The sequence below is a fragment of the Demequina sediminis genome (genome assembly GCF_030296675.1).
GTDB lineage: Bacteria > Actinomycetota > Actinomycetes > Actinomycetales > Demequinaceae > Demequina > Demequina sediminis.
Map to the genome: position 1 here is coordinate 281,761 of NZ_AP027736.1, position 21,265 is coordinate 303,025.

The 21,265-nt window shown below is 71.8% G+C and carries 28 protein-coding genes and 2 pseudogenes; 25 read left to right on the forward strand and 5 right to left on the reverse strand.

Annotated elements, in window-relative coordinates:
- Nucleotides 1-19: 19 nt before the first annotated feature.
- From murA to QUE44_RS01470, 4 genes are read left to right on the forward strand one after another with little or no spacing between them, the layout of a single operon-like run.
- Nucleotides 20-1,330: a UDP-N-acetylglucosamine 1-carboxyvinyltransferase gene (gene murA, locus QUE44_RS01455; RefSeq protein ID WP_286215480.1), complete on the forward strand. Its 1,311-nt coding sequence runs from the start codon at nt 20-22 to the stop codon at nt 1,328-1,330.
- 4 nt (nt 1,331-1,334) lie between these two features.
- Nucleotides 1,335-2,060 (forward strand): lysophospholipid acyltransferase family protein, encoded by a 726-nt coding sequence (locus tag QUE44_RS01460; protein ID WP_286215481.1) that lies wholly within the window; start codon nt 1,335-1,337, stop codon nt 2,058-2,060.
- The gene (locus tag QUE44_RS01465) at nt 2,057-3,058 is read left to right on the forward strand and encodes an NAD(P)H-dependent glycerol-3-phosphate dehydrogenase (RefSeq protein ID WP_286215482.1); all 1,002 of its coding nucleotides are present in this window, start codon (nt 2,057-2,059) and stop codon (nt 3,056-3,058) included. Before QUE44_RS01460 ends, QUE44_RS01465 begins: the two co-directional genes overlap by 4 nt.
- Nucleotides 3,058-4,161: a D-alanine--D-alanine ligase family protein gene (locus tag QUE44_RS01470; protein WP_286215483.1), complete on the forward strand. Its 1,104-nt coding sequence runs from the start codon at nt 3,058-3,060 to the stop codon at nt 4,159-4,161. The genes QUE44_RS01465 and QUE44_RS01470 overlap by 1 nt, the downstream gene beginning before the upstream one ends.
- Nucleotides 4,162-4,175: 14 nt before the next feature.
- Here QUE44_RS01470 and QUE44_RS01475 read toward each other — a convergent pair whose 3' ends face one another.
- From QUE44_RS01475 to QUE44_RS01490, 4 genes are read right to left on the reverse strand one after another with little or no spacing between them, the layout of a single operon-like run.
- On the reverse strand, nt 4,176-4,418 hold the full coding sequence (locus tag QUE44_RS01475) for a hypothetical protein (protein ID WP_286215484.1): 243 nt from the start codon (nt 4,416-4,418) through the stop codon (nt 4,176-4,178).
- Nucleotides 4,307-4,636 carry a DUF3515 family protein gene (locus QUE44_RS14310; RefSeq protein ID WP_433997176.1) on the reverse strand — a complete coding sequence of 110 codons (330 nt, stop codon included), beginning with the start codon at nt 4,634-4,636 and terminating at the stop codon, nt 4,307-4,309. The genes QUE44_RS01475 and QUE44_RS14310 overlap by 112 nt, the downstream gene beginning before the upstream one ends.
- Nucleotides 4,637-4,675: 39 nt before the next feature.
- A complete protein-coding gene (locus QUE44_RS01485) occupies nt 4,676-5,353 on the reverse strand; it encodes a GGDEF domain-containing protein (protein ID WP_286215486.1) in 678 nt (225 codons plus the stop codon).
- On the reverse strand, nt 5,350-5,832 hold the full coding sequence (locus QUE44_RS01490) for a hypothetical protein (protein ID WP_286215487.1): 483 nt from the start codon (nt 5,830-5,832) through the stop codon (nt 5,350-5,352). The genes QUE44_RS01485 and QUE44_RS01490 overlap by 4 nt, the downstream gene beginning before the upstream one ends.
- 81 nt (nt 5,833-5,913) lie before the next feature.
- Here QUE44_RS01490 and QUE44_RS01495 point away from each other — a divergent pair, with 81 nt between their 5' ends.
- The 10 genes from QUE44_RS01495 (at nt 5,914) to thiL (ending at nt 12,883) form a co-directional block, all read left to right on the forward strand.
- On the forward strand, nt 5,914-6,258 hold the full coding sequence (locus QUE44_RS01495) for an MATE family efflux transporter (protein ID WP_286215488.1): 345 nt from the start codon (nt 5,914-5,916) through the stop codon (nt 6,256-6,258).
- Nucleotides 6,246-7,268: an MATE family efflux transporter gene (locus QUE44_RS01500; protein WP_286215489.1), complete on the forward strand. Its 1,023-nt coding sequence runs from the start codon at nt 6,246-6,248 to the stop codon at nt 7,266-7,268. The genes QUE44_RS01495 and QUE44_RS01500 overlap by 13 nt, the downstream gene beginning before the upstream one ends.
- 263 nt (nt 7,269-7,531) lie before the next feature.
- Nucleotides 7,532-7,948 carry a hypothetical protein gene (locus QUE44_RS01505; RefSeq protein WP_286215490.1) on the forward strand — a complete coding sequence of 139 codons (417 nt, stop codon included), beginning with the start codon at nt 7,532-7,534 and terminating at the stop codon, nt 7,946-7,948.
- Nucleotides 7,948-8,373 carry a hypothetical protein gene (locus QUE44_RS01510; RefSeq protein ID WP_286215491.1) on the forward strand — a complete coding sequence of 142 codons (426 nt, stop codon included), beginning with the start codon at nt 7,948-7,950 and terminating at the stop codon, nt 8,371-8,373. The genes QUE44_RS01505 and QUE44_RS01510 overlap by 1 nt, the downstream gene beginning before the upstream one ends.
- A complete protein-coding gene (locus tag QUE44_RS01515) occupies nt 8,370-8,816 on the forward strand; it encodes a hypothetical protein (protein ID WP_286215492.1) in 447 nt (148 codons plus the stop codon). Before QUE44_RS01510 ends, QUE44_RS01515 begins: the two co-directional genes overlap by 4 nt.
- Nucleotides 8,816-9,043, forward strand: a complete 228-nt coding sequence (locus QUE44_RS01520; RefSeq protein WP_286215493.1) for a helix-turn-helix transcriptional regulator — start codon at nt 8,816-8,818, stop codon at nt 9,041-9,043. Before QUE44_RS01515 ends, QUE44_RS01520 begins: the two co-directional genes overlap by 1 nt.
- Nucleotides 9,044-9,158: 115 nt before the next feature.
- Nucleotides 9,159-9,791, forward strand: a complete 633-nt coding sequence (locus tag QUE44_RS01525) for a DUF4386 domain-containing protein (RefSeq protein WP_425558033.1) — start codon at nt 9,159-9,161, stop codon at nt 9,789-9,791.
- Nucleotides 9,788-10,777 (forward strand): NAD(P)-dependent alcohol dehydrogenase, encoded by a 990-nt coding sequence (locus QUE44_RS01530; RefSeq protein ID WP_286215495.1) that lies wholly within the window; start codon nt 9,788-9,790, stop codon nt 10,775-10,777. The genes QUE44_RS01525 and QUE44_RS01530 overlap by 4 nt, the downstream gene beginning before the upstream one ends.
- Complete coding sequence (locus QUE44_RS01535) at nt 10,774-11,748, forward strand: NAD(P)-dependent alcohol dehydrogenase (protein WP_286215496.1); 975 nt, start codon at nt 10,774-10,776, stop codon at nt 11,746-11,748. The genes QUE44_RS01530 and QUE44_RS01535 overlap by 4 nt, the downstream gene beginning before the upstream one ends.
- Before the next feature lie 64 nt (nt 11,749-11,812).
- Nucleotides 11,813-12,883 carry a thiamine-phosphate kinase gene (gene thiL, locus QUE44_RS01540; protein ID WP_286215497.1) on the forward strand — a complete coding sequence of 357 codons (1,071 nt, stop codon included), beginning with the start codon at nt 11,813-11,815 and terminating at the stop codon, nt 12,881-12,883.
- Here thiL and rpmB read toward each other — a convergent pair.
- Nucleotides 12,868-13,059 (reverse strand): 50S ribosomal protein L28, encoded by a 192-nt coding sequence (gene rpmB / locus QUE44_RS01545; RefSeq protein ID WP_042216526.1) that lies wholly within the window; start codon nt 13,057-13,059, stop codon nt 12,868-12,870. The genes thiL and rpmB overlap by 16 nt on opposite strands.
- 211 nt (nt 13,060-13,270) lie before the next feature.
- Here rpmB and QUE44_RS01550 point away from each other — a divergent pair, with 211 nt between their 5' ends.
- The 11 genes and pseudogenes from QUE44_RS01550 to QUE44_RS14320 all read left to right on the forward strand — a co-directional run bounded on the left by QUE44_RS01550 (nt 13,271) and on the right by QUE44_RS14320 (nt 21,257).
- Nucleotides 13,271-14,611: a DAK2 domain-containing protein gene (locus QUE44_RS01550; RefSeq protein ID WP_286215498.1), complete on the forward strand. Its 1,341-nt coding sequence runs from the start codon at nt 13,271-13,273 to the stop codon at nt 14,609-14,611.
- The gene (locus tag QUE44_RS01555) at nt 14,532-14,783 is read left to right on the forward strand and encodes a hypothetical protein (protein ID WP_286215499.1); all 252 of its coding nucleotides are present in this window, start codon (nt 14,532-14,534) and stop codon (nt 14,781-14,783) included. The genes QUE44_RS01550 and QUE44_RS01555 overlap by 80 nt, the downstream gene beginning before the upstream one ends.
- Nucleotides 14,780-17,004: pseudogene (locus QUE44_RS01560) on the forward strand (ATP-dependent DNA helicase RecG). Before QUE44_RS01555 ends, QUE44_RS01560 begins: the two are co-directional and overlap by 4 nt.
- Nucleotides 17,005-17,291: 287 nt before the next feature.
- Nucleotides 17,292-18,380, forward strand: coding sequence for an AGE family epimerase/isomerase (locus QUE44_RS01565; protein WP_286215500.1), 1,089 nt, complete (start codon nt 17,292-17,294; stop codon nt 18,378-18,380).
- 9 nt (nt 18,381-18,389) lie between these two features.
- A complete protein-coding gene (gene rsmD / locus QUE44_RS01570; protein WP_286215501.1) occupies nt 18,390-18,995 on the forward strand; it encodes a 16S rRNA (guanine(966)-N(2))-methyltransferase RsmD in 606 nt (201 codons plus the stop codon).
- Nucleotides 18,992-19,243, forward strand: a complete 252-nt coding sequence (locus QUE44_RS13855; protein ID WP_350226863.1) for an adenylyltransferase/cytidyltransferase family protein — start codon at nt 18,992-18,994, stop codon at nt 19,241-19,243. Before rsmD ends, QUE44_RS13855 begins: the two co-directional genes overlap by 4 nt.
- Complete coding sequence (locus QUE44_RS13860; protein ID WP_350226864.1) at nt 19,186-19,476, forward strand: hypothetical protein; 291 nt, start codon at nt 19,186-19,188, stop codon at nt 19,474-19,476. Before QUE44_RS13855 ends, QUE44_RS13860 begins: the two co-directional genes overlap by 58 nt.
- 350 nt (nt 19,477-19,826) lie before the next feature.
- The gene (locus tag QUE44_RS01580; RefSeq protein ID WP_286215502.1) at nt 19,827-20,330 is read left to right on the forward strand and encodes a YceD family protein; all 504 of its coding nucleotides are present in this window, start codon (nt 19,827-19,829) and stop codon (nt 20,328-20,330) included.
- A 2-nt stretch (nt 20,331-20,332) separates the two neighbouring features.
- Nucleotides 20,333-20,527, forward strand: coding sequence for a 50S ribosomal protein L32 (gene rpmF / locus QUE44_RS01585; protein ID WP_286215503.1), 195 nt, complete (start codon nt 20,333-20,335; stop codon nt 20,525-20,527).
- Between the two features lie 32 nt (nt 20,528-20,559).
- Nucleotides 20,560-20,936, forward strand: a pseudogene (locus QUE44_RS14315) (ribonuclease III family protein); the annotation flags it as partial.
- A gap of 27 nt (nt 20,937-20,963) precedes the next feature.
- Nucleotides 20,964-21,257 carry a putative dsRNA-binding protein gene (locus QUE44_RS14320; RefSeq protein WP_433997191.1) on the forward strand — a complete coding sequence of 98 codons (294 nt, stop codon included), beginning with the start codon at nt 20,964-20,966 and terminating at the stop codon, nt 21,255-21,257.
- Nucleotides 21,258-21,265 lie beyond the last annotated feature (8 nt).

The window sequence follows — 21,265 nt, forward strand, 5'->3', positions numbered from 1 at the left end:
ATGGGGGAAGATAGAGCCCATGACCGATTCCATCCGGGTCACCGGCGGGCGCCCCCTCACGGGCGAGATCACCGTCCGCGGTGCGAAGAACTTTGTGTCCAAGGCGATGGTTGCCGCGCTGCTGGGCTCCTCGGCGTCCACCCTGCGCAACGTGCCCGACATCCGAGACGTCAACGTCGTGTCCTCCCTGCTCCGCCTCCACGGCGTCGAGGTCGACTACGACGTCGAGGCGGGTGTCCTCGCCATGGACACCTCGAGCCTCGTGCGCGCGGATGCCGCACAGATCGCGGCGCATGCGGGCTCGTCCCGCATCCCGATCCTGCTGTGTGGCCCCCTGCTGCACCGCCTGGGCGAGGCCGTCATCCCCGACCTCGGCGGTTGCCGGATCGGTGACCGGCCGATCGACTTCCACCTCGAGATCCTCAAGAAGTTCGGGGCCGAGGTCACGCAGATGGAGGACGGCCTCTACCTCACCGCGCCACACGGGCTTAAGGGCATCAAGCACAAGCTCACCTACCCCTCGGTGGGCGCGACCGAGCAACTGCTCCTCACCGCCGTCATGGCCGAGGGCATCACTCACCTCGAGGGCGCGGCCGTCGAGCCCGAGATCAAGGACCTCATCGACACGCTCCAGAAGATGGGCGCGATCATCTCGGTCGACACCGACCGCTCGATCACGATCGAGGGCGTGAAGCGCCTCCACGGCTACGACCACTACGCGCTCACGGACCGCATCGAGGTGGGCTCGTGGGCCTCCGCCGCGCTGGCGACCAAGGGCGACATCTTCGTTCACGGCGCGCAGCAGCGCACCATGGGCATGTTCCTCAACGTGTTCCGCAAGGTCGGCGGCGAGTTCGAGGTGGTTCGCGACGGCATTCGCTTCTATCACCCGGGCGGCGACCTCCACTCGATCGCGCTGCAGACGGACGTGCACCCCGGCTTCATGACCGACTGGCAGCAGCCTCTCGTGGTCGCGTTGACGCAGGCCAAGGGCCTGAGCATCGTCCACGAGACGGTCTACGAGCAGCGGTTCGGCTTCACGCACGCGCTGTGCCAGATGGGTGCCCAGGTTCAGCTGTTCCGCGAGTGCCTGGGCGACCGTGCCTGCAGGTTCGGCGACCGCAACTTCAAGCACTCCGCGGTGATCTCGGGTCCCACGCCGCTCAAGGCGGCCGACATCGAGGTGCCCGATCTTCGCGGCGGCTTCTCCCACCTCATCGCCGCGCTCGCGGCGGAGGGTACGTCCACGGTGCGCGGCATCGGGATCATCGACCGCGGATACGAGAACTTCCGAGGCAAGCTGTCCGCGCTCGGCGCCGAGGTCGTCTAAGCCCGTGCCGACGCAGCCCACCCGCTTCTATCGCGGCGGCGCGAGGTTCCTGCAGGGACTCGTGACCGCGTGCACGCGCAAGGACTGGCATGGTGCGGAGCACCTGCCCTCCGACACCGGCTTCATCGCGGTGTCGAACCACATGACCTACGCGGATCCGATCACGCTCGCGCACTTCCTCTACAACAACGGACACCCGCCGCGGTTCCTCGCGAAGTCAAGCCTCTTCGAGGCGCCCGTGATCGGCCCGATCCTGCGCGGTTTCGACCAAATCCCCGTCTATCGAGGCACGTCCCGCGCCGCCGAGGCCGTCGAGGCAGGCGTCGAGGTGCTGCGCCGCGGCGACATGATCGCGATGTTCCCCGAGGGCACCCTCACCCGCGACCCCGACCTGTGGCCGATGGTCGCGCGTACCGGCGTGGCGCGAATGGCGCTCAGCACCGGCGTGCCCGTCATCCCCGTCGCGCAATGGGGCGCACAGCGCCTCCTTCCGCGCTACGGCAAGCTCCTGCGCCCCATCCCGCGCAAGACCATCACGGTGGTGGCCGGCCCGCCAGTCGACCTCGACGACCTCCGCGGCGGCGAGCTCGACACCGCGACCCTGCGGGTCGCGACGGACCGCATCATGGCTACGCTGACCTCCATGGTCGCCGAGATCCGTGGGGAGACGCCTCCCGCGACGCCGTTCGACATGCGCGGCAAGCGCGACGGACGCGGGGGAGCGCGATGACCCGGGCCGCGGTGCTCGGCTCGGGCGCGTGGGGCACGACGTTTGCGGCGGTGTTGGCCGATGCCGGAACGCAGGTGACGTTGTGGGGTCGCGACGAGGCCGTCGTGCGGTCGATCCGCGACGAGCGCCGCCACGAGGCGTCGATTCCCGGCGTCGAGTTGTCCGCGGGGATTCACGCGACCACCGATGTCGAGGAGGCCCTCGCGGGAGCCGACCTCGTGGCCATCGCGCTGCCCGCGCAGCACGTGAGGGGCATCATCGCTCCGTTCGCGTCGCTCGTGCCCGACGGCGCCGTCGCGGTGTCGCTCATGAAGGGTGTCGAGCTCGGGACGCACGCGCGCATGTCGAGCGTCATCTCGGACGCCTGGGCCCTTGGCGCCGATCGCGTCGCCGTGGTGTCCGGGCCCAACCTCGCGCGCGAGATCGCCCAACACCAGCCCACGGCGACCGTCGTGGCATCGTCCAACCGGGAGGCCGCCGAACTCGTGGCCGCCGCGACGGCATCGTCCTATTTCAGGCCGTACACGAATGACGACGTGGTGGGCGTGGAGCTGTGTGGCGCGTACAAGAACGTCATCGCGGTGGGCGTGGGGATCGCCGATGGCCTCGGTTTCGGTCACAACACCACCGCGACGGTCATCACGCGTGGCCTCGCGGAGATCACGCGGCTGGGCCTCGCGCTCGGCTCGCGGCCCGAGACCTTCTCGGGGCTGGCGGGCATGGGTGACCTGATCGCGACGTGCGCGTCGCCGCTGTCGCGCAACCACACGCTCGGCGCCCATATCGGTCGAGGCGCCTCGCTCGAGGAGGCGATCGCGCTCACGCGCGGCACCGCCGAGGGCGTCAAGACGTCCCAGTCGATCCGCGAACTGGCGGCGTCGGCTAGCGTCGAGGTGCCGATCTGCGACGGCGTGGTGACCATCCTCGAGGGCGGCGCGCCGCGCGAGTCGGTGGTCGAGGCGCTGTTGTCCCGGCCGCGCAAGGCGGAGGTCGACTGATGGCGGCATCGACGGCGCGGCCCACGGTGGCGGTGGTCTTCGGCGGTCGGTCCTCCGAGCATGGCGTGTCGTGCGTGACCGCGGGCGGAGTGCTCGGCGCGATCGACCGCGACACGTGGGACGTGGTCGCGGTGGGGATCACGCGCGAGGGCCGCTGGACGCCGGTGTCCTCCGACCCCGCGCAGTGGCGCATCATCGACGGACGGATGCCCGAGGTACTCGCGACCGACGAGGCCGTGGTCACGCCGCGGGCGGCCGGTTCGGGGCAGTGGACCGTGGTGACCGATGCCGGTCAGACTCGCGACTTCGCCCACGTCGACGTGGTATTTCCCCTGCTCCACGGGCCGTGGGGCGAGGATGGCACGATCCAGGGCGCGCTCGAACTCACCGACACGAGATACGTCGGGTCCGGCGTGCTCGCCTCCGCCGCGGGCATGGACAAGGTCTTCATGAAGACGGTGTTCCGTGGCGCGGGCCTGCCCGTGACGCCCGATGTCGTGGTCACCCCCACGGTGGGCGTGAGCGAGCAGCGCGAGCAGATCGAGGCTCTAGGGCTTCCCGTCTTCGTCAAGCCGGCCCGCGCCGGATCCTCGATGGGAATCTCGAAGGTGTCCGACTGGGCGGCCCTCGATGCGGCCGTCGCGGACGCCCAGAAGCACGATCCGAAGGTGCTCATCGAGGCGGCGGTGGTGGGCCGCGAGATCGAGACCGCGGTGCTTGCGACGCCCGACGGGCTGCTGACGTCCCCCGCGGGCGAGATCATCACGGGCGGCGATCACGACTTCTACGACTTCGAGGCCAAGTATCTCGACGAGGCCGCGGTCACGCTGCTGTGCCCCACGGAGCTCGAGCCCGCCGTGGCGGCGACCGTCGCGGACTATGCGCGCCGCGCCTTCCGCGCGATCGACGCCGAGTCGCTCGCCCGCGTCGACGTGTTCGTGACGGACACCGGCGATGTGGTGGTCAACGAGATCAACACGATGCCGGGCTTCACTCCCACGTCGATGTATCCGCGCATGGCGGCGGCCGCGGGCATCTCGTATCCGGCGCTCGTGGAGACGCTGCTCACGGTCGCGCTCGAGCGGCCGGTGGGGCTGCGCTAGCCGTACCCGGTCGGCTAGCGGCAGGCGAGTCCGTTGAGCGGGGCGCGCCCCGCGGCGGCGGAGACCTCGGCAAGCACGTCGCCGAGCGCCTCCTGCGCGCGCACCTTGGGCACCTCAAGCTCCACCGCGGGCGAGCGTCCGAACGTCACCGCGCGCCACGCATCGTCCTCCTCGAGCACGAGCCAGTCGACGGTGTCTCCCGACGTCTCGACCGCGATACACGTCTCCGTGGTGGGTCCGGGGGCTCGACGCCGCACCGCATGACGAGCGCGTTGTCCTCGCCCCACGCGCTCGTGGCCTGCGAGGACGTGGCCCTCATGTCGAGGCCGCCCACGACCTCGGGCACCGCGAGCATGACGCGCGCACAGTCGGGATCGGCCGCGTAGGGGGCGGCATCGACCACGAGCGGCGAGGCGCAGCCCGCAAGGGGAGCCGCGAGGGCGGCCAGCACCAGGGCGGCGGACGTGCGATTCACGCGATTCAGACTAGCCGTGCGCCGGCCCGCGTCGGAACGTCAGTGCGTGCCGTCGACGACTGCCTGGTCGCGCCCCGCGCGCTTGGCCCGGTACATCGCGGCGTCCGCGCGGCGTAGCGCCTGCGCGAGGTCGTCGGTCTCGGCGACGATCGCGATGCCATAGCTCACCGTGGTCGAGGGGATGCTGGCGGCCTTCGCGAGGCGAGCGTACGCCTCGCTCACGCGCTCGACGCGGGCGCGCGCCTCCTCGGGTTCCGAGGTGGGCAGGAGCAGCGCAAACTCCTCGCCGCCCATGCGGCCCACAATCTCGTCACCCGTGAGCGTCTGCTGGCAGGCGGAGGCAAACGTCGCCAGCGCCGCATCGCCCGCCGCGTGGCCGTGGGTGTCGTTGATCGCCTTGAAGTGGTCGAGGTCGGCAAACACGATTGCATGGCGTGCGCCCGAGCTTGCGAGGCGGGCCGTGGCACGGGCCTTGAACTCGCCGCGGTTGAGCAGGCCGGTGAGGGAGTCGCGGGTCGCGCGCATGCGCAGCTGGTGAGTGCTCTCGACCGCGCTGAGGTCGGTCATGGTGAACGTGACGATCACGAGCGCGACGATCAGCGCGAGCGTGGTCGGCACGGAGCCGACGAACGTCTGGAAGGTCTCGTGCGTGGGGCCGAACGCCATGTACATCGCGAAGCGGAACGCGTAGAAGACCGTCAGGCCCGACACGGTCATAGCGAGCATCGTGATGGCTCGCGTGCCCAAGGGGACTCGCCCATGTCGCGGTGCTCCCCGCGGAGTTTCCAGAGGTCGCGGCCGGTTGCGGCGAACAGCAGCACCATCGCGAGGAGCGTCGCCCAGCCGCCCGCCCAGATGTTGGTCGCGGGGCGGTCCGCGATCGAGGCGAGGAAGACTCCCGCGGCGGGCACCACGAGCGGCCAGACGCCGAGCGTGCGGCCACCGAGGGCGCGCGCGGCGCCCCACGTGCACGCGGCGCTGACGGTACCCACGGCGTTGGCGAGGGGGTTGGCGATCAACTGCGCGTCGGTGCCGTTGAAGAGGTAGAGCATGGTGGCCGCGGCGGTGGCCACGAGCGACAGGCACCACCACATGGAGTACCGCGAGCGCGTCCGCCGGTGCACGCCGGCGTACGAAAGCAGCAACAGGCTCACGGCGACAGCGGCGAGCGCGACGCGAAGGGTGAGCGGATCCACGGGCTGAGCCTAATGGTGCGCCACGACTGAACGGGAGAGCAGTGTGCCGAGCGTCACAGTGGCGCCCGGTAACGTCTCGGTGTGACCGTTCGCACCCCCTTGCCGCATCGTCGCGCGTTCTCGCTCGCGTGGCCCGCGATCCTGGGCAACATCACGGTGCCCTTGGTGGGTCTCGTGGACACCGCGATGCTCGGCCACTTCTCCAACGCCACGCACCTGGGGGCGGTCGCGTTGGGGTCGACGGTGCTGAGCGCCGTGATGTGGCTCGTGAGCTTCCTGCGCACCGGCACCACGTCGCTGGTGGGCAGGGCGCTGGGCTCGGGAAGGGACGATGCCGCGGTCACCCACGCTCAACGCGCGGCCCTTCTTGCGGTCGCGATCGGCGGGGAGCGCTGCTCCTGCAGTGGATCGCGGTGCCCGCACTGATGTCCGTCCTCGCGCCGGCGGGCGACGTGAGGGACCTTGCGATCCAGTACGCGTGGATCCGCATGGCCTCCGTGCCGGCCGCGCTCGTGACGCTGGTGATCTCGGGGTGGTTCGTGGGCGCCGGCGACACGCGACGGCCGCTCGTGATTGTCGCGACTGTCAACGTGGTCAACCTGGTGCTCGACGTGGCCTTCGTGGGGGGACTGGGGTGGAACTCCGCGGGGGCCGCGGCGGCGACCGTGATCGCCGAGTGGCTGGGTCTTGCGGTCGCCGTGACGCTCTGGTGGCGGGCGGCTCGACCTGCCACGCGGGCCGCGGTGCGGCGCTGGCGCGGCCGCGGGCTGCGCACCGGCTGGCGGCGTCTGGCCGCGATGAACACGGACCTCTTCCTGCGCACCGCCACGTTGTATGCGGTGTTGACGTTCGTGACCGCCTACGGGGCCCGCTTGGGACCGGACATCCTTGCGGCCAATGCGATCCTCATGCAGCTCATGCTGCTCGCCAGCTATGGGCAGGACGGCTACGCGCATGCGGCGGAGTCGATGGTCGCGCGCGAGGTGGGACGGCGTGACGTTCCGGCGTTCCGCCGCGCGGTCGCGGCCTCCGCGTTGCCCGCCGTCGCGATCGGCGGGGTCTTCACGATCGCGTACCTGCTCGCCTCGGGGCCCTTCCTCGCGGTCCTCACGTCCTTGCCGGAGGTCACCGCCGCGGCGCAGGAGCACATCGGATGGGTCGTGTGGCTGCCGCTCGCGTCCTCGGCGGCGTACCTGTTCGACGGCGTCTTCCTGGGGGCGGGTCGCACGCGCGAGATGCTCGTGACCATGCTCGCCGCGGCGCTGCTGGTCTTCGTGCCCGCTTTGCTCGCGGGTCTCGCGTGGGTCGACGACGGCCGCAACCACGACCTCTGGCGGGCGTTCCTGCTCTTCAACGTCGCGCGGGGCGTCTTCATGGGCATCGCCTACGTGCGGATCTCGCGGGCCGGGCGCTGGCTCGACCGGGCGCACGCGTAGGACCCGCTCCGTGCGGGTCCGCTCCGTGTGGGCCTGCTCTTCCGCACGTCACACATCTGACGCCGGGTAATTCGGAATCCCCGTGTGCGCGCGTTCCACGTGGCTCCAGATGTGTGACTTGCGAACGGGGGGTACGTGGTGCGAACAGAGGCGGGGTGGCGCGGCGGGCGCGCGCCCTGCATCGTCCATGTCAAGAACTCTTGACACGATGTCAAGCGAGGCATACCTTGAGCAAGTCAACAATCTTTGACACCGGAGGGGACATGAGCTTCGAGCTGAGAGGCCAGGTGGCGTACGGGTTCGCCGCGCTGGTCACGACGGCGGTCTACGTGGCGTGGCTGGCGATCCAGCTCGACTCGACCCCCGCCGCGGACGTCGACTACACCAGCGCGCTCTTCCGCGCGATCGTCGCCTCGATCGTGATCCACGCGATTGGCAGGTCGATCGTGCGCGGTCGCGGCCCGCGCGCGGAGCTCACCGACCAGCGCGACAAGGAGATCGGCCGCCGCGCGGACGCCCTCGCCTTCTACGCGTTCTCGATCTTCGCGCTCGGGCCCATGGTCCTCGCGATCCGGGAGGCGGACGCCTTCTGGATCGCCAACGCGCTCTTCCTCGCGTACGCGCTCGCCGCCGTCTTCGGCGTCGGCGCACGCGTGGTGCTCGACCGCAGGGGGCTGTGATGTCCTTCGAGGAGCGCAATCGGGCGATCGGCCTGGGGCTCGGCATCGCGGCCTTCGTCGCGTACTGGGTGGTCATCGCGGTACGCGCGGCTGGCGACGACCTTCCCTTCACGCAGGTCGCGTGGCAGGGGCCGATGCTCGCCGCGCTGGTCGTGGGCGGCGCCATCTACGGGGCGGTCTACGGGACGATGCGCTGGCGCGCCCGCGGCACCCGCGTCGCCGACGAACGCGACACCCACATCGCGCTGATGTCGGAGACCGCAGGGGGCCAGCTGACCGGCCTGGCCGTGCTCGTGACGCTCATCATGATGGCGCTCGACGCGGACCCCTTCTGGAGCGCCCACGTGCTCTTCGTCGGCTCGTTCCTCGGCTCCGTCTCCTCCGCAGTTGTGTCGCTCTCCGCGTACCGAGGAGACCTCTCATGACCATGACCGAACGCATGGTGTGGGCGAGCCTCGTGGTGTTCCCGCTCGTGGGAATCGTCTACTTCGCAGTCATCGTGGCGCGCGCCCTGGACGCGCCGGTCGCCGAGGTCAGCTGGGTCGCGCCGATGCTGTGGGCGTGGGGCGCGATCATCGTCTTCATCGTCGCGGGCACCATCGCCTCGGCGATCGCCACCGGCGTGCGTGCCGAGGTCGCCGGCGAGACGCCCGAGTGGGAGGACGGCGACGTCCGCGACAAGCAGATCGAGCTCCTCGGCAATGCGCGCGGCTACACGCTCGCCGGACTGGGATCGGCCGCCGCCGCGGTGCTCGCGATGCTCGACGCCGATCCCTTCTGGATCGCTCACGCCCTGTTCCTGTCCGGACTCATCACTGGGGTGATCGTCGCCGCCACCAAGCTCCGCGCGTACCGCAGGGGCTTCTGATGGGACGCTCGACCCGCGTGACGAACGCGATCCGCGCGCTGCGCTTCGCGCACGGCGAGATGACCCAGGCGGACCTCGCCGAGAGGATTGGCGTGACCCGCCAGACCGTCATCGCGATCGAACAGGGACGGTACTCGCCGTCACTCGAGATGGCCTTCCAGATCGCGCGGGCGTTCAACGTCCCGCTCGATGACGTCTTCCAGTACCCCGAGGAGGAGCAGGCCTAGCGCCGCCCTTCACCGCACGCTCGGGCCGCGCCGCGGCCCCGGCGCAGCACACCTTCATGACGGCCGCGGCACGCGGCTCTACTCGACGCGCCCTCGCGCACCCCAGGAGTCCACCATGTCCACCCTTCGTACGGCCCGGCTCACGGGTCTCGCCTACCTCGCCCTCGAACTCGCTGTCGTCATCGCTCAGGCGCTCGCGGCGATCGGCTTCCTCGGGCTGTGGCGGCGCGACGCGCCCGTCGCCGGGGCCGCGATCGCCGGATTCGGACTGATGAACGCCGCCGCGATCATGGGATCCGCGGCCGCGCTCGCGACGGCGACGGCCGTGTCCGCCGACCCGACGCTCGCCCCCGCGGGCGACGCCGCCGCCACCGCTCAGCTCTTGTTCGAGGTCAGTGACCACGCCTGGGGTGTCGGCGCCGTGTTCTTCGGGCTGTGGCTGATCCCCATGGGCGTCGCGGGCCTCGCGTCGCGCCGCCTGCCGCGACTGCTCGGCTGGCTCCTGGTCGCGGGAGGCCTCGGGTACGTCGCCTCGGCCCTCGTGGGCTACGGATGGGCCGATGCCCCCGTCGCCCTGGTCGACGGCCTGTCCCTGGTCGCGACCGTCGGCGAACTGTGGATGGTCGGCTACCTCCTCACGGTCGGGCTGCGCCCGCCGCGCGACGCCGTGGCGGACATCCCCGCCGACTCTGCCAGGGCATCGTCCCTCCCCACCCCTTCCGTCACTCACGAAACGAGCGCATCATGACCACCGTGTCCACGACCACCATGACCGCCGCGGTCCACCGCGTGTACGGAGAGCCCGACATCGTCGAGATCTCCGAGGTCCCCGTCCCCGTGCCGGGCCCGCGCGAGGTGCTGATTCGCGTCGAGGCCGCGGCCCTCAACCCCGCCGACCTCTTCAAGCTCCGCGGTCGGCCCTGGGTGTTGCGCATGAGTGGCGGGCTACGGCGCCCGCGCCACGGCGTGATCGGGACCGATGCCGCGGGCATCGTGGTCGCGGTCGGCGAGGCGGTGACGGGGGTCCGTCGCGGTGACCGCGTCTTTGGCGAGACGCGAGGGTCGCTCGCGCAGCACGCCGTGGCGTCGTGCGAGCGCGTGACGAGGCTGCCCGACGCCGTCGCCGCGGAGGACGGCGCAGCGGTGGTGATGGCGGGACTCGCCGCGCTGCACGGCCTGCGCGCGGCGGGTCTCGCGCCCGGCCAGCGGGTGCTCATCAACGGAGCGGCCGGGGGAATCGGCCACCTGGCGCTGCAGCTCGCGACCGCGGCCGGCGCCGAGGTGACGGCGGTGTGCTCGGCGGCCAATGCCGACTGGGTCGCGGACCTGGGCGCTGCGCGCGTGGTCGACTACACGCGGGAGTCGATCCTCGACCTCGACGAGCGCTTCGACCTGGTCTTCGACAACGTGGGCAATCATCGGATGCGCGAGGTGATGCGCCTCCTGACCCCTGGCGGGGTCCTGTTGCCCAACTCGGGCGAGCCCGGCCCGGACGGAGGCCCGCTCGCGCGCGTGGCCAAGGCCGCGTGGGTCAACCTCGTGGTGCGCGGCGTGCGCGTGCTGACCTACTACTCGTCGCCGCGGCGAGAGGACCTCGAGCGGCTCGCCGCGATGCTGGCCGACGGCACGCTGCGGCCCCACGTGGATCGCGTGTGGGCGCTGCGCGAGGCGGAGGCGGCACTCGCACGCGTGGCCTCGCGTCACGCCGCAGGCAAGGTGGTGGTGGCGCCATGAGGGCCGTGACCTACACGCGCTACGGCGGGCCCGAGGGGCATTCGATGAGCGAGCTGCCGGACCCGGCACCCGGACCGGGTCAGGTGCGCGTGCGGGTGCGCGCCGCGGGACTCAATCCGTACGACTGGCATCTCTACCGTGCGGATCCGTGGATCGCGCGCAGCGCGGTCGGGTGGCGCGGCCCGGGACGGCGCGTCTTGGGTGCCGACGTCGCGGGGGTGGTCGATGCCCTGGGAGCGGGCGTCGACTCCTTCCAGGTGGGCGATGCGGTCTACGGAGAGATCGGCTTCGGGTCATGCGGCGAGGCCGCGGTCGCGGACGCGTCGCGCCTCGCGCTCAAGCCGCGGTCGCTCACCTTCACCGAGGCCGCCGCCGTGCCGATGGGCGCGCTCACCGCGCTCCATGGCCTCGAGAAGGCGCGCGTGCCGGCCGGCGCGAGCGTGCTGGTGCTGGGCGCCTCGGGAGGCGTGGGGCACTTCGCCGTGCAGATCGCGAAGGCGCTCGGGGCGGGACGCGTGGTGGCCGTGTGTGCGGATCGCAACGCGGACTGGGTGGCTGGCCTCGGCGCCGACCGCGTGATCGCGTACGACCGCGAGGACGTGCGCGATTGCGGCGAACGCTTCGACGTGGTGTTCGACACGGTCGCGACGCTGCCGCTGCGACGGCTCGCGCCCCTGATCGCGTCGGACGGCGTGTTTGCCCCGGCGGGTGCCCTCAAGGGAAGCCGCCTCCTCGGGCCGGCGGGGCCGATGTTCGCGGCCGCGGCGGCCGGTCCGTGGCTGCGCAGGCGCGTGGCGCTCGTCGCCGCGAGGCCCGAGGGGGCCTCTCTTGAGCGGATCGCGGCGTGGATCGACCGGGGCGAGGTGCGCCCGCATCTCGGGGCGGTGTACCCGCTCGAGGAGCACATGAGCGCGTGCATCCACCTCGAGACCCAGCGCGTCGGCGGCAAGGTCGTGCTCGAGGTCGGGTAGCGGCGTGCGGCCGGGCGTCCGCGCCTGGCCGGGCACCCGCCCCGCCACCCCTACGCTGGTGCGCATGGCGAGCATTGGCGAGATGGGGGAGGACGCGCTCATCGCGGCATTCGTCCCGCGGCTACCCGTGAGCGACGCGGAGGTGTTGGGCCCCGGCGACGATGCCGCGGTGCTGGCGATCGACGGGGACCTGGTGGTCTCCTCGGACGTCCTCATCCAGGACAGGCACTTCCGGCTCGACTGGTCGAGCCCCGAGGACGTCGGATGGCGCGCGGCGATGCAGAACCTCGCGGACATCGACGCGATGGGCGCGGTCCCCACCGCGCTGCAGGTGACGCTCGCGGCGCCGCCCACCCTCGACGCGGACTGGGTGCTGCGCTTCGCCGACGGACTGCGTGAGGCGTGCGAGCCGCACGGCGTGGGCGTCGTGGGCGGCGACCTGTCCGGCGCGAGGGAGATCGCGATCTCCGTCACCGTGCTGGGCGAGACGCACGGCACGCAGCCCATCACACGGGCCGATGCCCTGCCCGGCCAGGTCGTGGCGGTCTCCGGGCCGCTCGGGGCGGCCGCGGCGGGCTACGTCCAACTCACCGAGGGCAGGCGCATCGACGAGGAGAGCATCGGCCTGTTCCTGCGCCCGCGCCCCCGGATCGGCGCGGGACTCGAGGCCGCGCTGCACGGCGCCACGGCGCTCATGGACATCTCCGACGGACTGGTGCGGGACGCGGGTCGCATCGCGCGAGCCTCGGAGGTGGGAATCGCGCTGCGGTCGGATGACGTCCCCGTGCACGAGGGGGCGCGGTTTGCGGCGATCGAGTTGCTGGTCGACCCGCGCCCGTGGGCCCTCACCGGGGAGAGGACCACCACATGCTGGCCGTGTTCCCCCGCGAGGCGGCCGTGCCGGCGGGATGGACCGTGGTGGGTGAGACCACCGACGCCTTCTCGGGCGTGCGGGTCGATGGCGAGACGCCTGTCGACCATGGCTGGGACCACTTCGGCGGATAGCCCGCGGGTCAACCCCGGACCCGCGGCGGACAGCAAAACGGACGCCCCGATGGGACGTCCGTTTTGGGAGAGGCGGCGATCAGCCGCGCCGGTGCACGCCGGCGCGCGCATCCATCAGATGGCGCGCTGAACCTTGCCGGCCTTGAGGCACGAGGTGCACACGTTGAGGCGCTTGGGGGTACCCGCGACCACGGCGCGCACGCGCTGGATGTTGGGGTTCCAGCGACGCTTGGTGCGGCGGTGGGAGTGCGAGATGCTGTGACCGAAGGACGGTCCCTTGGCGCAGACGTCGCAGGTGGCAGCCACGATAGTTCTCCTCGTTAATGGCGCAGGTCGAAGGGTCGACCCGCAAAGCTTGGGGGCCCGGATGATCGGGCAACCGCACTAGCGTAACCGACGACCAGCCCGGGCGGCAAACCCGTGGGGTGCTCGACGCGGCGCGCGGCCCGCCGGTGTCGGCGTGTCGTGCCACGATAGTACGCGGGCGCATCCCCACGCCCCCGACCGGAGGTGACCCGTGAGCGAAGCGCACACCCTGCGCCGCTGGCTGGGCTCCGGACTCGACGCGGTGCATCGTTCCCGCGGCCGCCTCGACGCGATCAACGTGTTCCCCGTCGCGGACTCCGACACCGGCACCAACGTCTATCTCACGCTGCAGGAGGGCAACCGCGCAATCGCGCGCCTGCCCGCCGACGCGACCCATCGCGACGTCGCCGCCGCGTTCGCGCGCGGCGTGCTCGTGGGAGCGCGCGGCAACTCCGGCGTGATCGTGAGCCAGTACCTCAGCGCCCTCTTGCGCGTCATGGACGAGCGTGGAGGCATCGAGTCCGTCGACGCGCACGCCATCGCGCAGTCGCTCGCAGTCGCGGCCGAGGCAGCCTACGGTGCGGTGAGCACGCCGGTGGAGGGCACGATCCTCTCCGTCGCGAGGGCGGCGGCCGCCGCCGCGACCGACGTCTCGGCCGCGCGAGGCGGACGCGCGGAGGTGATCGTGGCGGCGGTCGACGGCGCGCGCGAGGCGCTCGTGCGCACCACGGAGCAGCTTCCGAGCGCGCGCGATGCGGGCGTGGTCGATGCGGGTGCCGCCGCCCTGGTGCTCCAGCTCGAGCGGCTCGCCGAGGCGATCGCGGGCCCCGACGCCCTCGCGGACCACCCCGAGGTGGCGTGGGAGCTTCCGGGCAGGCGTCACCGTGTGGTGCAGCCGGGCCATCCCGGCCATGGCGCCGAGCACGGCGGGGCCTACGAGGTCATGTTCGTGGTCGAGAAGGAGGAGGCCGGACGCGCGGCGATCGCTCGCGCGCTCGGCGCGCTGGGCGACTCCGTCACCGTCACGGCGGGAGTGGGTCTGCTCCACGCCCATGTCCACACGGATCATCCCGCGCGAGCGGTCGCGGTGGCCGCCGGCGCTACCGCGCGGCAGATCGTGGTGCGTTCGATCGCGATGAGCATCGTCCACGACCGCACCGCGACCGGAGTGGTCGCGCTCACGACGTGCGCGGGGCTCGCCGAGCCGCTGGCTGACGCCGGCGCCGTGGTGCTCGTGGTTCCCGATCCCGGCGCGCTGCACCGCCGCGACCTCTCGCGCGGTGCGCGACGCCTCGGGAGCGGAGGCGATCGTGGTCGCGGGCGACCCCGCCCTGCTTGCGGTGGCCCGCGCCCTCGAGGCGAAGCGCGGCAAGCCGCATCTGGTGGTGCTCGACGCCGCCCACGAGGCGCATGTGGTGGCCGCCGTCGCGGCATCGGCGCTCGCCACCCCCGGCGAGGAGGTGGCGGACCTGATGGCCGCCGCCGTCGCCGCCACCGCGGTGGGGGAGAGCACGGGCGACGCTCTCGACGAGGACCTCGACCGGCTGGTTGACTCCCGCACCGAAGTCGTCACCCTCATCCTCGCGCGCGGCGTCGACGACTCGGTGGCGCAGTCGGTGAGCGCCTCGATCGAGGCGCGCGCTCCCGGCGCGGAGGTCGCGGTCTACGAGGGTGGTCACGAGTGGCCGCCCATCCTCATCGGTGTCGAGGCCACTCCTCGATGACCGGTCGACTCGACGAGCCGCTCGCGAAGGTGCTGGGCGCCCGCGCCGCGGGGTCGCTGGAGAAGCTGGGGCTGGTGACGGTCGGGGACCTGCTGCGCCATTACCCGCGCCGCTATGGCGCGCCGGGGGAGTTCACGCGGCTCGCCGAGCTCACCCCGGGCGAGCACGTCACCGTCATGGCGGAGGTGCGCACCGCGACCGTTCGTCAGATGCGCTCTCGTGGTGGCGCGATGCTCGAGGCGGTGGTGACGGACGGCACGGACACCCTGCAACTGACCTTCTTCGCCAAGCGCGCGGGCGTGCTGCGCATGCACGAGGACAAGCTGCGGCCCGGGCGTCGCGGACTGTTCACCGGCACCGTGGGCGACTACCGCGGCCGGCGCCAGCTCACCCACCCCGACTACCTCATCGTCGGTGTCGACGCCGCGGACGAGGACGCCGCGATGGCGGAGGCTTCCCGGCCTATTCCGCTGTACCCGGCCGCGGCATCGGTCCCCACCTGGAGGATCGGCAGGGCCGTGCGCGCGGTGCTCGATCCCCTCACCGAGGCGGACGTTCCCGACCCCCTGCCGCTCGACCTGCGCGAGCGTCGCGGATTTCCGACCCTGCTCGAGGCTCTCCGCCTGGTGCACGTCCCCGAGGCCGTGGGCGACCACCGGCGTGGGCGCGCCCGATTGCGTTTCGAGGAGGCGCTCGTCCTGCAGACGGCGCTCGCGCGCAGGCGCGCCGATCACGAGGCGCTCGCCGCGACCCCGCGGCCGCCTCGCAGCGGTGGGCTGGTCGCGGCCCTCGACGCGAGGCTGCCGTACGACCTCACCGCGGGCCAACGGGAGGTGGGCGAGGCCCTCGCAGCCGACCTTGCGCGGTCGACGCCGATGCTCCGCCTCCTGCAGGGCGACGTGGGCGCGGGCAAGACCGTCGTGGCGCTGCGCGCGATGCTCCAGGTGGTCGACGCGGGGGCCAGGCCGCGTTGCTTGCCCCCACCGAGGTGCTCGCGGCGCAGCACGCGCGGTCCCTGCGCGCGCTGATGGGTCCGCTCGCGGACGGCGGCATGCTGACCGCCGCCGACGACGCGACGCGGATCGTGCTCCTCACCGGCTCACAGGGATCGCGCGAGAGGCGCGCCGCGCTCGCGGAGGCAGCCTCGGGGGCGGCGGGCATCGTGGTGGGCACCCACGCCCTGCTGAGCGAGACCGTGCAGTTCGCCGACCTCGGCCTCGTGGTGGTCGACGAGCAGCACCGCTTTGGCGTCGAGCAGCGCGACGCCCTGCGCGAGCGGGGCACCCGCGTCCCCCACACTCTCGTCATGACGGCCACCCCGATTCCGCGCACGGTGGCGATGACCGTCTTCGGGGACCTCGAAACCTCGGTGCTGAGCGACCGCCCCGCCGGCCGCCAGGACACCGTGACCCACCTCGTGCCGGCGGGAAACGCGGCGTGGATCGAGCGGATCTGGACGCGCGTGCGTGAGGAGGTCGAGCGCGGCGGGCGTGCCTACGTCGTGTGCCCGCGCATCGATGGCGACGACGCCGAGCCAGAGGAGGAGACCCCTCTCGACGCGGAGGTGGCGGCGGACGATGCCGCGGGCGAGCAGCCGTCCCGGCCGCCGCTGGCGGCGGTGGTCGAGGTGGCAGCGGCACTGCGCGAGACGCCCGCGCTCGCGGGGATCGGGATCGGCGTGATGCATGGCCGGCTGTCCTCCGACGAGAAGGACGCCGCGATGGCCCGCTTCGCCTCGGGCGAGGCACCCGTGCTCGTGTCGACCACGGTGATCGAGGTGGGCGTGGATGTGCCCGAGGCCACGGCGATGGTGATCCTGGACGCTCAGCACTTCGGGATCTCTCAGCTCCATCAGCTGCGCGGTCGCGTGGGGCGCGGTAGCGAGCCCAGCATCTGCCTGCTCGTGTCGCATGCCGAGGAGGGCACGCTCGCGCACGAGCGCCTGAGCGCTCTCGCCGCGACCACCGACGGGTTCGTGCTCGCCGAGCGTGATCTCGAGCTGCGTCGCGAGGGAGACGTGCTGGGCGCGGCGCAGTCGGGTGGCCGCAACTCGCTGCGCCTGTTGCGCGTGGTGAAGGACGCCGCCGTGATCGAGCAGGCACGCGAGGAGGCCGTCGCGCTCGTGGCGGCCGATCCCACGCTCGCGACGCACCCCGAGCTCGCCGCGGCGATCGCCGACATGCTCGATCCGGAGCGCGAGAAGTACCTCGAGCGCGGTTAGTGGGTGCGGACCGCGCGCCCTGACAGGAACGTAGCGTGAGCGTTCCCCATCGACCGCCGAGGCGCCTCGTTGAGGAGTCGAGAGTGCGTGCACGAGTCCCGGTTGTGAGCGTTTACAGTTTTGCGCATGCCCGAAGTCATCAACTCCGATCGTCAGCTCGCGGTCCTGCGTGATCTCGCCCAGCGCGAGCTCGCGGGAGGGATCCTGCCGTTCTGGGAGGCACACGCCTTCGCCGAGGACGGCAGCCTGCGCGGGGAGTCTCGGGCGGGCTCGACTACCTCGACCACTTGCCGCGCCACTCGGTGCTCGCGGCGAGGATCCTGTGGACGTTCGCGGCGGCCGCGGAGGCCGTGCCCACGCACCGCGAGCGACACCTCTCGACCGCGCGCCGGGCGCTCGACGTCCTCACGGGCCCAATGTGGGACGTGCAGCACGGTGGCGTGTACTGGTCGCTCGACGCGTCGGGCGCCGTCGTGGACGACCGCAAGCAGGTCTATGCCCAGGCCTTCGCCGTCTACGCGCTCGCGTGCTGGGCGCGGGTGACGGGGGACGACTCCGCTCTCGAGCGCGCGCTGTGGCTCGCCGCGGCAGTGGATGCGAGCGCCCGCGACCGCGAGTACGGCGGCTACATCGAGGCCCTCGCGCGCGACTGGACCCCCACCGACCGGATGGCTTTGTCGGAGGTTGACCCCGACGTGCCCAAGTCGATGAACACGAACCTTCACGTTCTCGAGGCGCTCACGGAGCTGCTGCGTGCGTCCTCGTCGCCCACTGTCGCTGAGTCGCTCGAGACGCTGCTGCGCACCGTGCTCGACAGCGTGATGCAGGCCGCGCCCTTCCCTCACTGCGCGCTGTACTTCGACGAGAGCTGGGACAGCCGCTCGGACGGCGTCTCGTACGGCCACGACATCGAGGGGTCCTGGCTGCTGTGGGATGCGTGGGAGGCGCTCGCGGCGTGGGGCCTCGACGATGCCGATCTCGAGTGGCGCACGCGCGAGGCGGCGCTGGATCTCGCCGAGGCGGTGCGTCACCGCGGCGTGGCCGCCGACGGCGCGGTGCTGTACGCGGGCACTCATGCGGGGCCTACGGACCTCGACCGCCACTGGTGGCCGCAGGCCGAGGGCGTCGTGGGATGGCTCAACGCCTTCCAGCTGGCGGGCCGGGCCGAGGACCGTGCCGCGGCGCTGCGCGCGTGGGACTACATCGAGCGCCACGTGATCGATCGCGAGGGGGAGAGTGGTTTGCGCGCCTGGACGCGAGCAACACGCCCCGGTCTGATGGCGGCGGAGACGTCAAGATGGGTCCATGGAAGTGCCCGTATCACAACGCACGCGCATGCTTGGAGGTGCTGCGTCGCGTCGCGCCGTGACCCGTAGGCTGGTCCGGTGACGAGGATCATCGCGGGCCGCTGGGGCGGCCGCCGGCTCGCCGTGCCGCCGCGCGGCACCCGTCCCACGACGGACCGCGTGCGCGAGGCCGTCTTCAGCCGCCTCGATCACGGGGACTTCCTGCGCGGCGCTCGCGTGCTCGACCTGTTCGCCGGCTCGGGTGCGCTGGGGCTCGAGGCGCTCAGCCGCGGCGCCGCCCATGCCACGCTGGTCGAGGCCGACTCTCGCGCGGCCTCGGTGCTGCGCGCCAATGCGCGCGACCTGGGCGCGGGCGACGCGGTGCGGATCGCCAAGGAGCGCGTGCGGGCCTTCCTCTCGCGGGACGGCTCGCCGTACGACATCATCCTGCTCGACCCGCCCTACGACATCGCACGCGACGAGCTCGCGGCGGTGCTCGCGGAGGCGGCGCCGCACCTCGCGCAGGGAGGCGTGATGGTGCTCGAGTGGTCCTCACGCGCGGGGTCCGCACCCTGGCCGGATGCGCTCGCGCAGACCGCCTCGAAGGCCTATGGCGAGACCGCGATCCATTACGCCGAGCCGCGGGGTGACGCACCTCACGCCGAGTTGGAGGGCACGGCGCACGGCGGTAGCGTCGAGGCATGACCACAGCCGTCTTTCCTGGCACCTTTGACCCCGTGACGTGGGGTCACGTCGACATCGCGACACGAGCGCGATCGATGTTCTCGCGGGTGGTGATTGCGGTCGCACACAACTCGACCAAGACCCCCTGCTCGACCTCGACACCCGCGTGGAGCTCGCGCGGCGCGCGGTCGCCCCGATCGAGGGGGTCGAGGTGGTCGCGGTCGACGGGCTGCTCGTGGACTTCTGCAAGGGAATCGGCGCGGGCGTGATCGTCAAGGGGCTGCGCGGCGGCGCCGACTACGACTACGAGCGCCCCATGGCGCTCATGAACCGCTCGCTGACGGGGATCGAGACGGTCTTCATCACGGGCGACAACGCGCTGAGTCACGTCGCGTCCTCGCTCGTGAGGGACGTGGCGCGCCACGGCGGATCGATTGGGCGCTACGTCCCGGACGGCGTGGTTGACGCCGTGCGCGCGGCCCTCGCCGCCGAGCGCGGCTGAGTTTCCCCGCTGCGCGCGTAGCGACATTCACCGTCCCATGGGAGGCACGGACTTCGCAGAAGCGACCGTCAGTGTCCCATTGCGGGGTTGAGGCTGGGATTCGAGGGGGTTGAGGCGGGATTCGAGGGGCCTGCGGCGGGATTCGAGGGGGCGGGGGCTCGGGCAGGGAACGAGCGCCGGGCCGAGAAGCGCTCGAGGTTGAGCCGAGCACCCCGCATCGCGTACAGTGGTGCGCTGGCCCTGCCGAACAGGCGCGGGCCGAGGTCCCCGCGGACCGGATCACTCAGGAGGCGCGTGTGGCTCACACTTCACGCCCTGCACCCTCGCCGTACACCTTCTCTCTCCGAGACATGGTGCGGCGCCCAGGGGCGCAGCGAATCGTCTCCGAGGTGTTCCCGGCCCCCGCGGTCCTCGGCACCGAGTTGATCGGCGTGCCCGAAGGCGCGGAGGTGAGGCTCGAGCTGAGCCTCGAATCCGTGCAGGAGGGCATCTGGGTCTCCGGAACCGTCAGTGGGACGGCGATCGGGGAATGCGGACGATGCCTCGACGAGGTGCGGCTCGAAGTAGCCGCCCCCGTCCAGGGACTGTTCGAGTACTCCGACTCGCGCACCGCTGTCGAGGACGAAGACTCGGAGGACGTCTTCCAGTTCGACGGTGAACACCTGGAACTGGAGGGCGTGGTGCGAGACGCGGTGGTGACGAGCCTCCCGTTCACGCCCCTGTGTGGACCGGATTGCCCCGGGCTGTGCGACCAATGCGGCGCGCGACTCGCGGATGATCCCGACCACACGCACGAGGTGCTGGACCCGAGGTGGGCCGCATTGCAAAGTTTGACCGACGAGAAAGAGAGTTAGCCGTGGCTGTTCCCAAGCGCAAGATGTCGCGCAGCAACACGCGTGCACGTCGCTCGCAGTGGAAGACGACCGCTGCCAACCTCAGCGCGTGCCCCCAGTGCAAGGCTGAGAAGCTCCAGCACACCGCGTGCCCGTCGTGCGGCGCCTACAACGGTCGTCAGTACGTCGAGGCTCTGCGCACCGAGCACGGCGCCTGAGCGTCGCACGCCCTGCGGCGTGACGCGAGCAGATGAGTATTCCAGGGCAGCAGTCAGCTGACGCCCTGATCAGCAGGTTGGGTGTCCCCGTGGACCCCGACCTGCTGATTCTCGCGCTCACGCACCGTTCGTTCGCATACGAGGCCGGTGGCCTGCCCACCAACGAGCGCCTCGAGTTCCTGGGCGACTCCGTCCTCGGAATCGTCGTCACGGACAAGCTGTACCACGCGCACCCCGACCTGCCCGAGGGCGAGCTCGCAAAGATGCGGGCCGCATGCGTGTCTCAACGCTCCCTCGCGAAGGTCGCGCGCGACATCGAGTTGGGCCCGTGCATCCTCCTGGGCAAGGGGAGCGCACCACCGGCGGTCGCGACAAGGAATCGATCCTGTGCGACGCTCTCGAGGCCATCTTCGGCGCCGTCTACCTCACCCACGGCATGGACGTCGCCCGCGACGTGATCCTGCGCCTCGTGGGCCCCAGCCTCGAGGCGGCGGCCCTTTCGGGCGTCGCCCTCGACTGGAAGACGTCGCTTCAGGAGGCCTGCGCCGAGCGCGGACTGGGAAGCCCGGTGTACTCGGTCGTGGGCGAGGGCCCCGACCACGCGCGGTCCTTCACCGCGACGGTGCTCATCGCGGGAGAGCCGCGCGGCACCGGCACCGGCTCCGCCAAGAAGCACGCCGAGCAGGACGCCGCCGCGGAGGCCTACGCCGCGATCACGTCCGACGCGTAGGACACCCC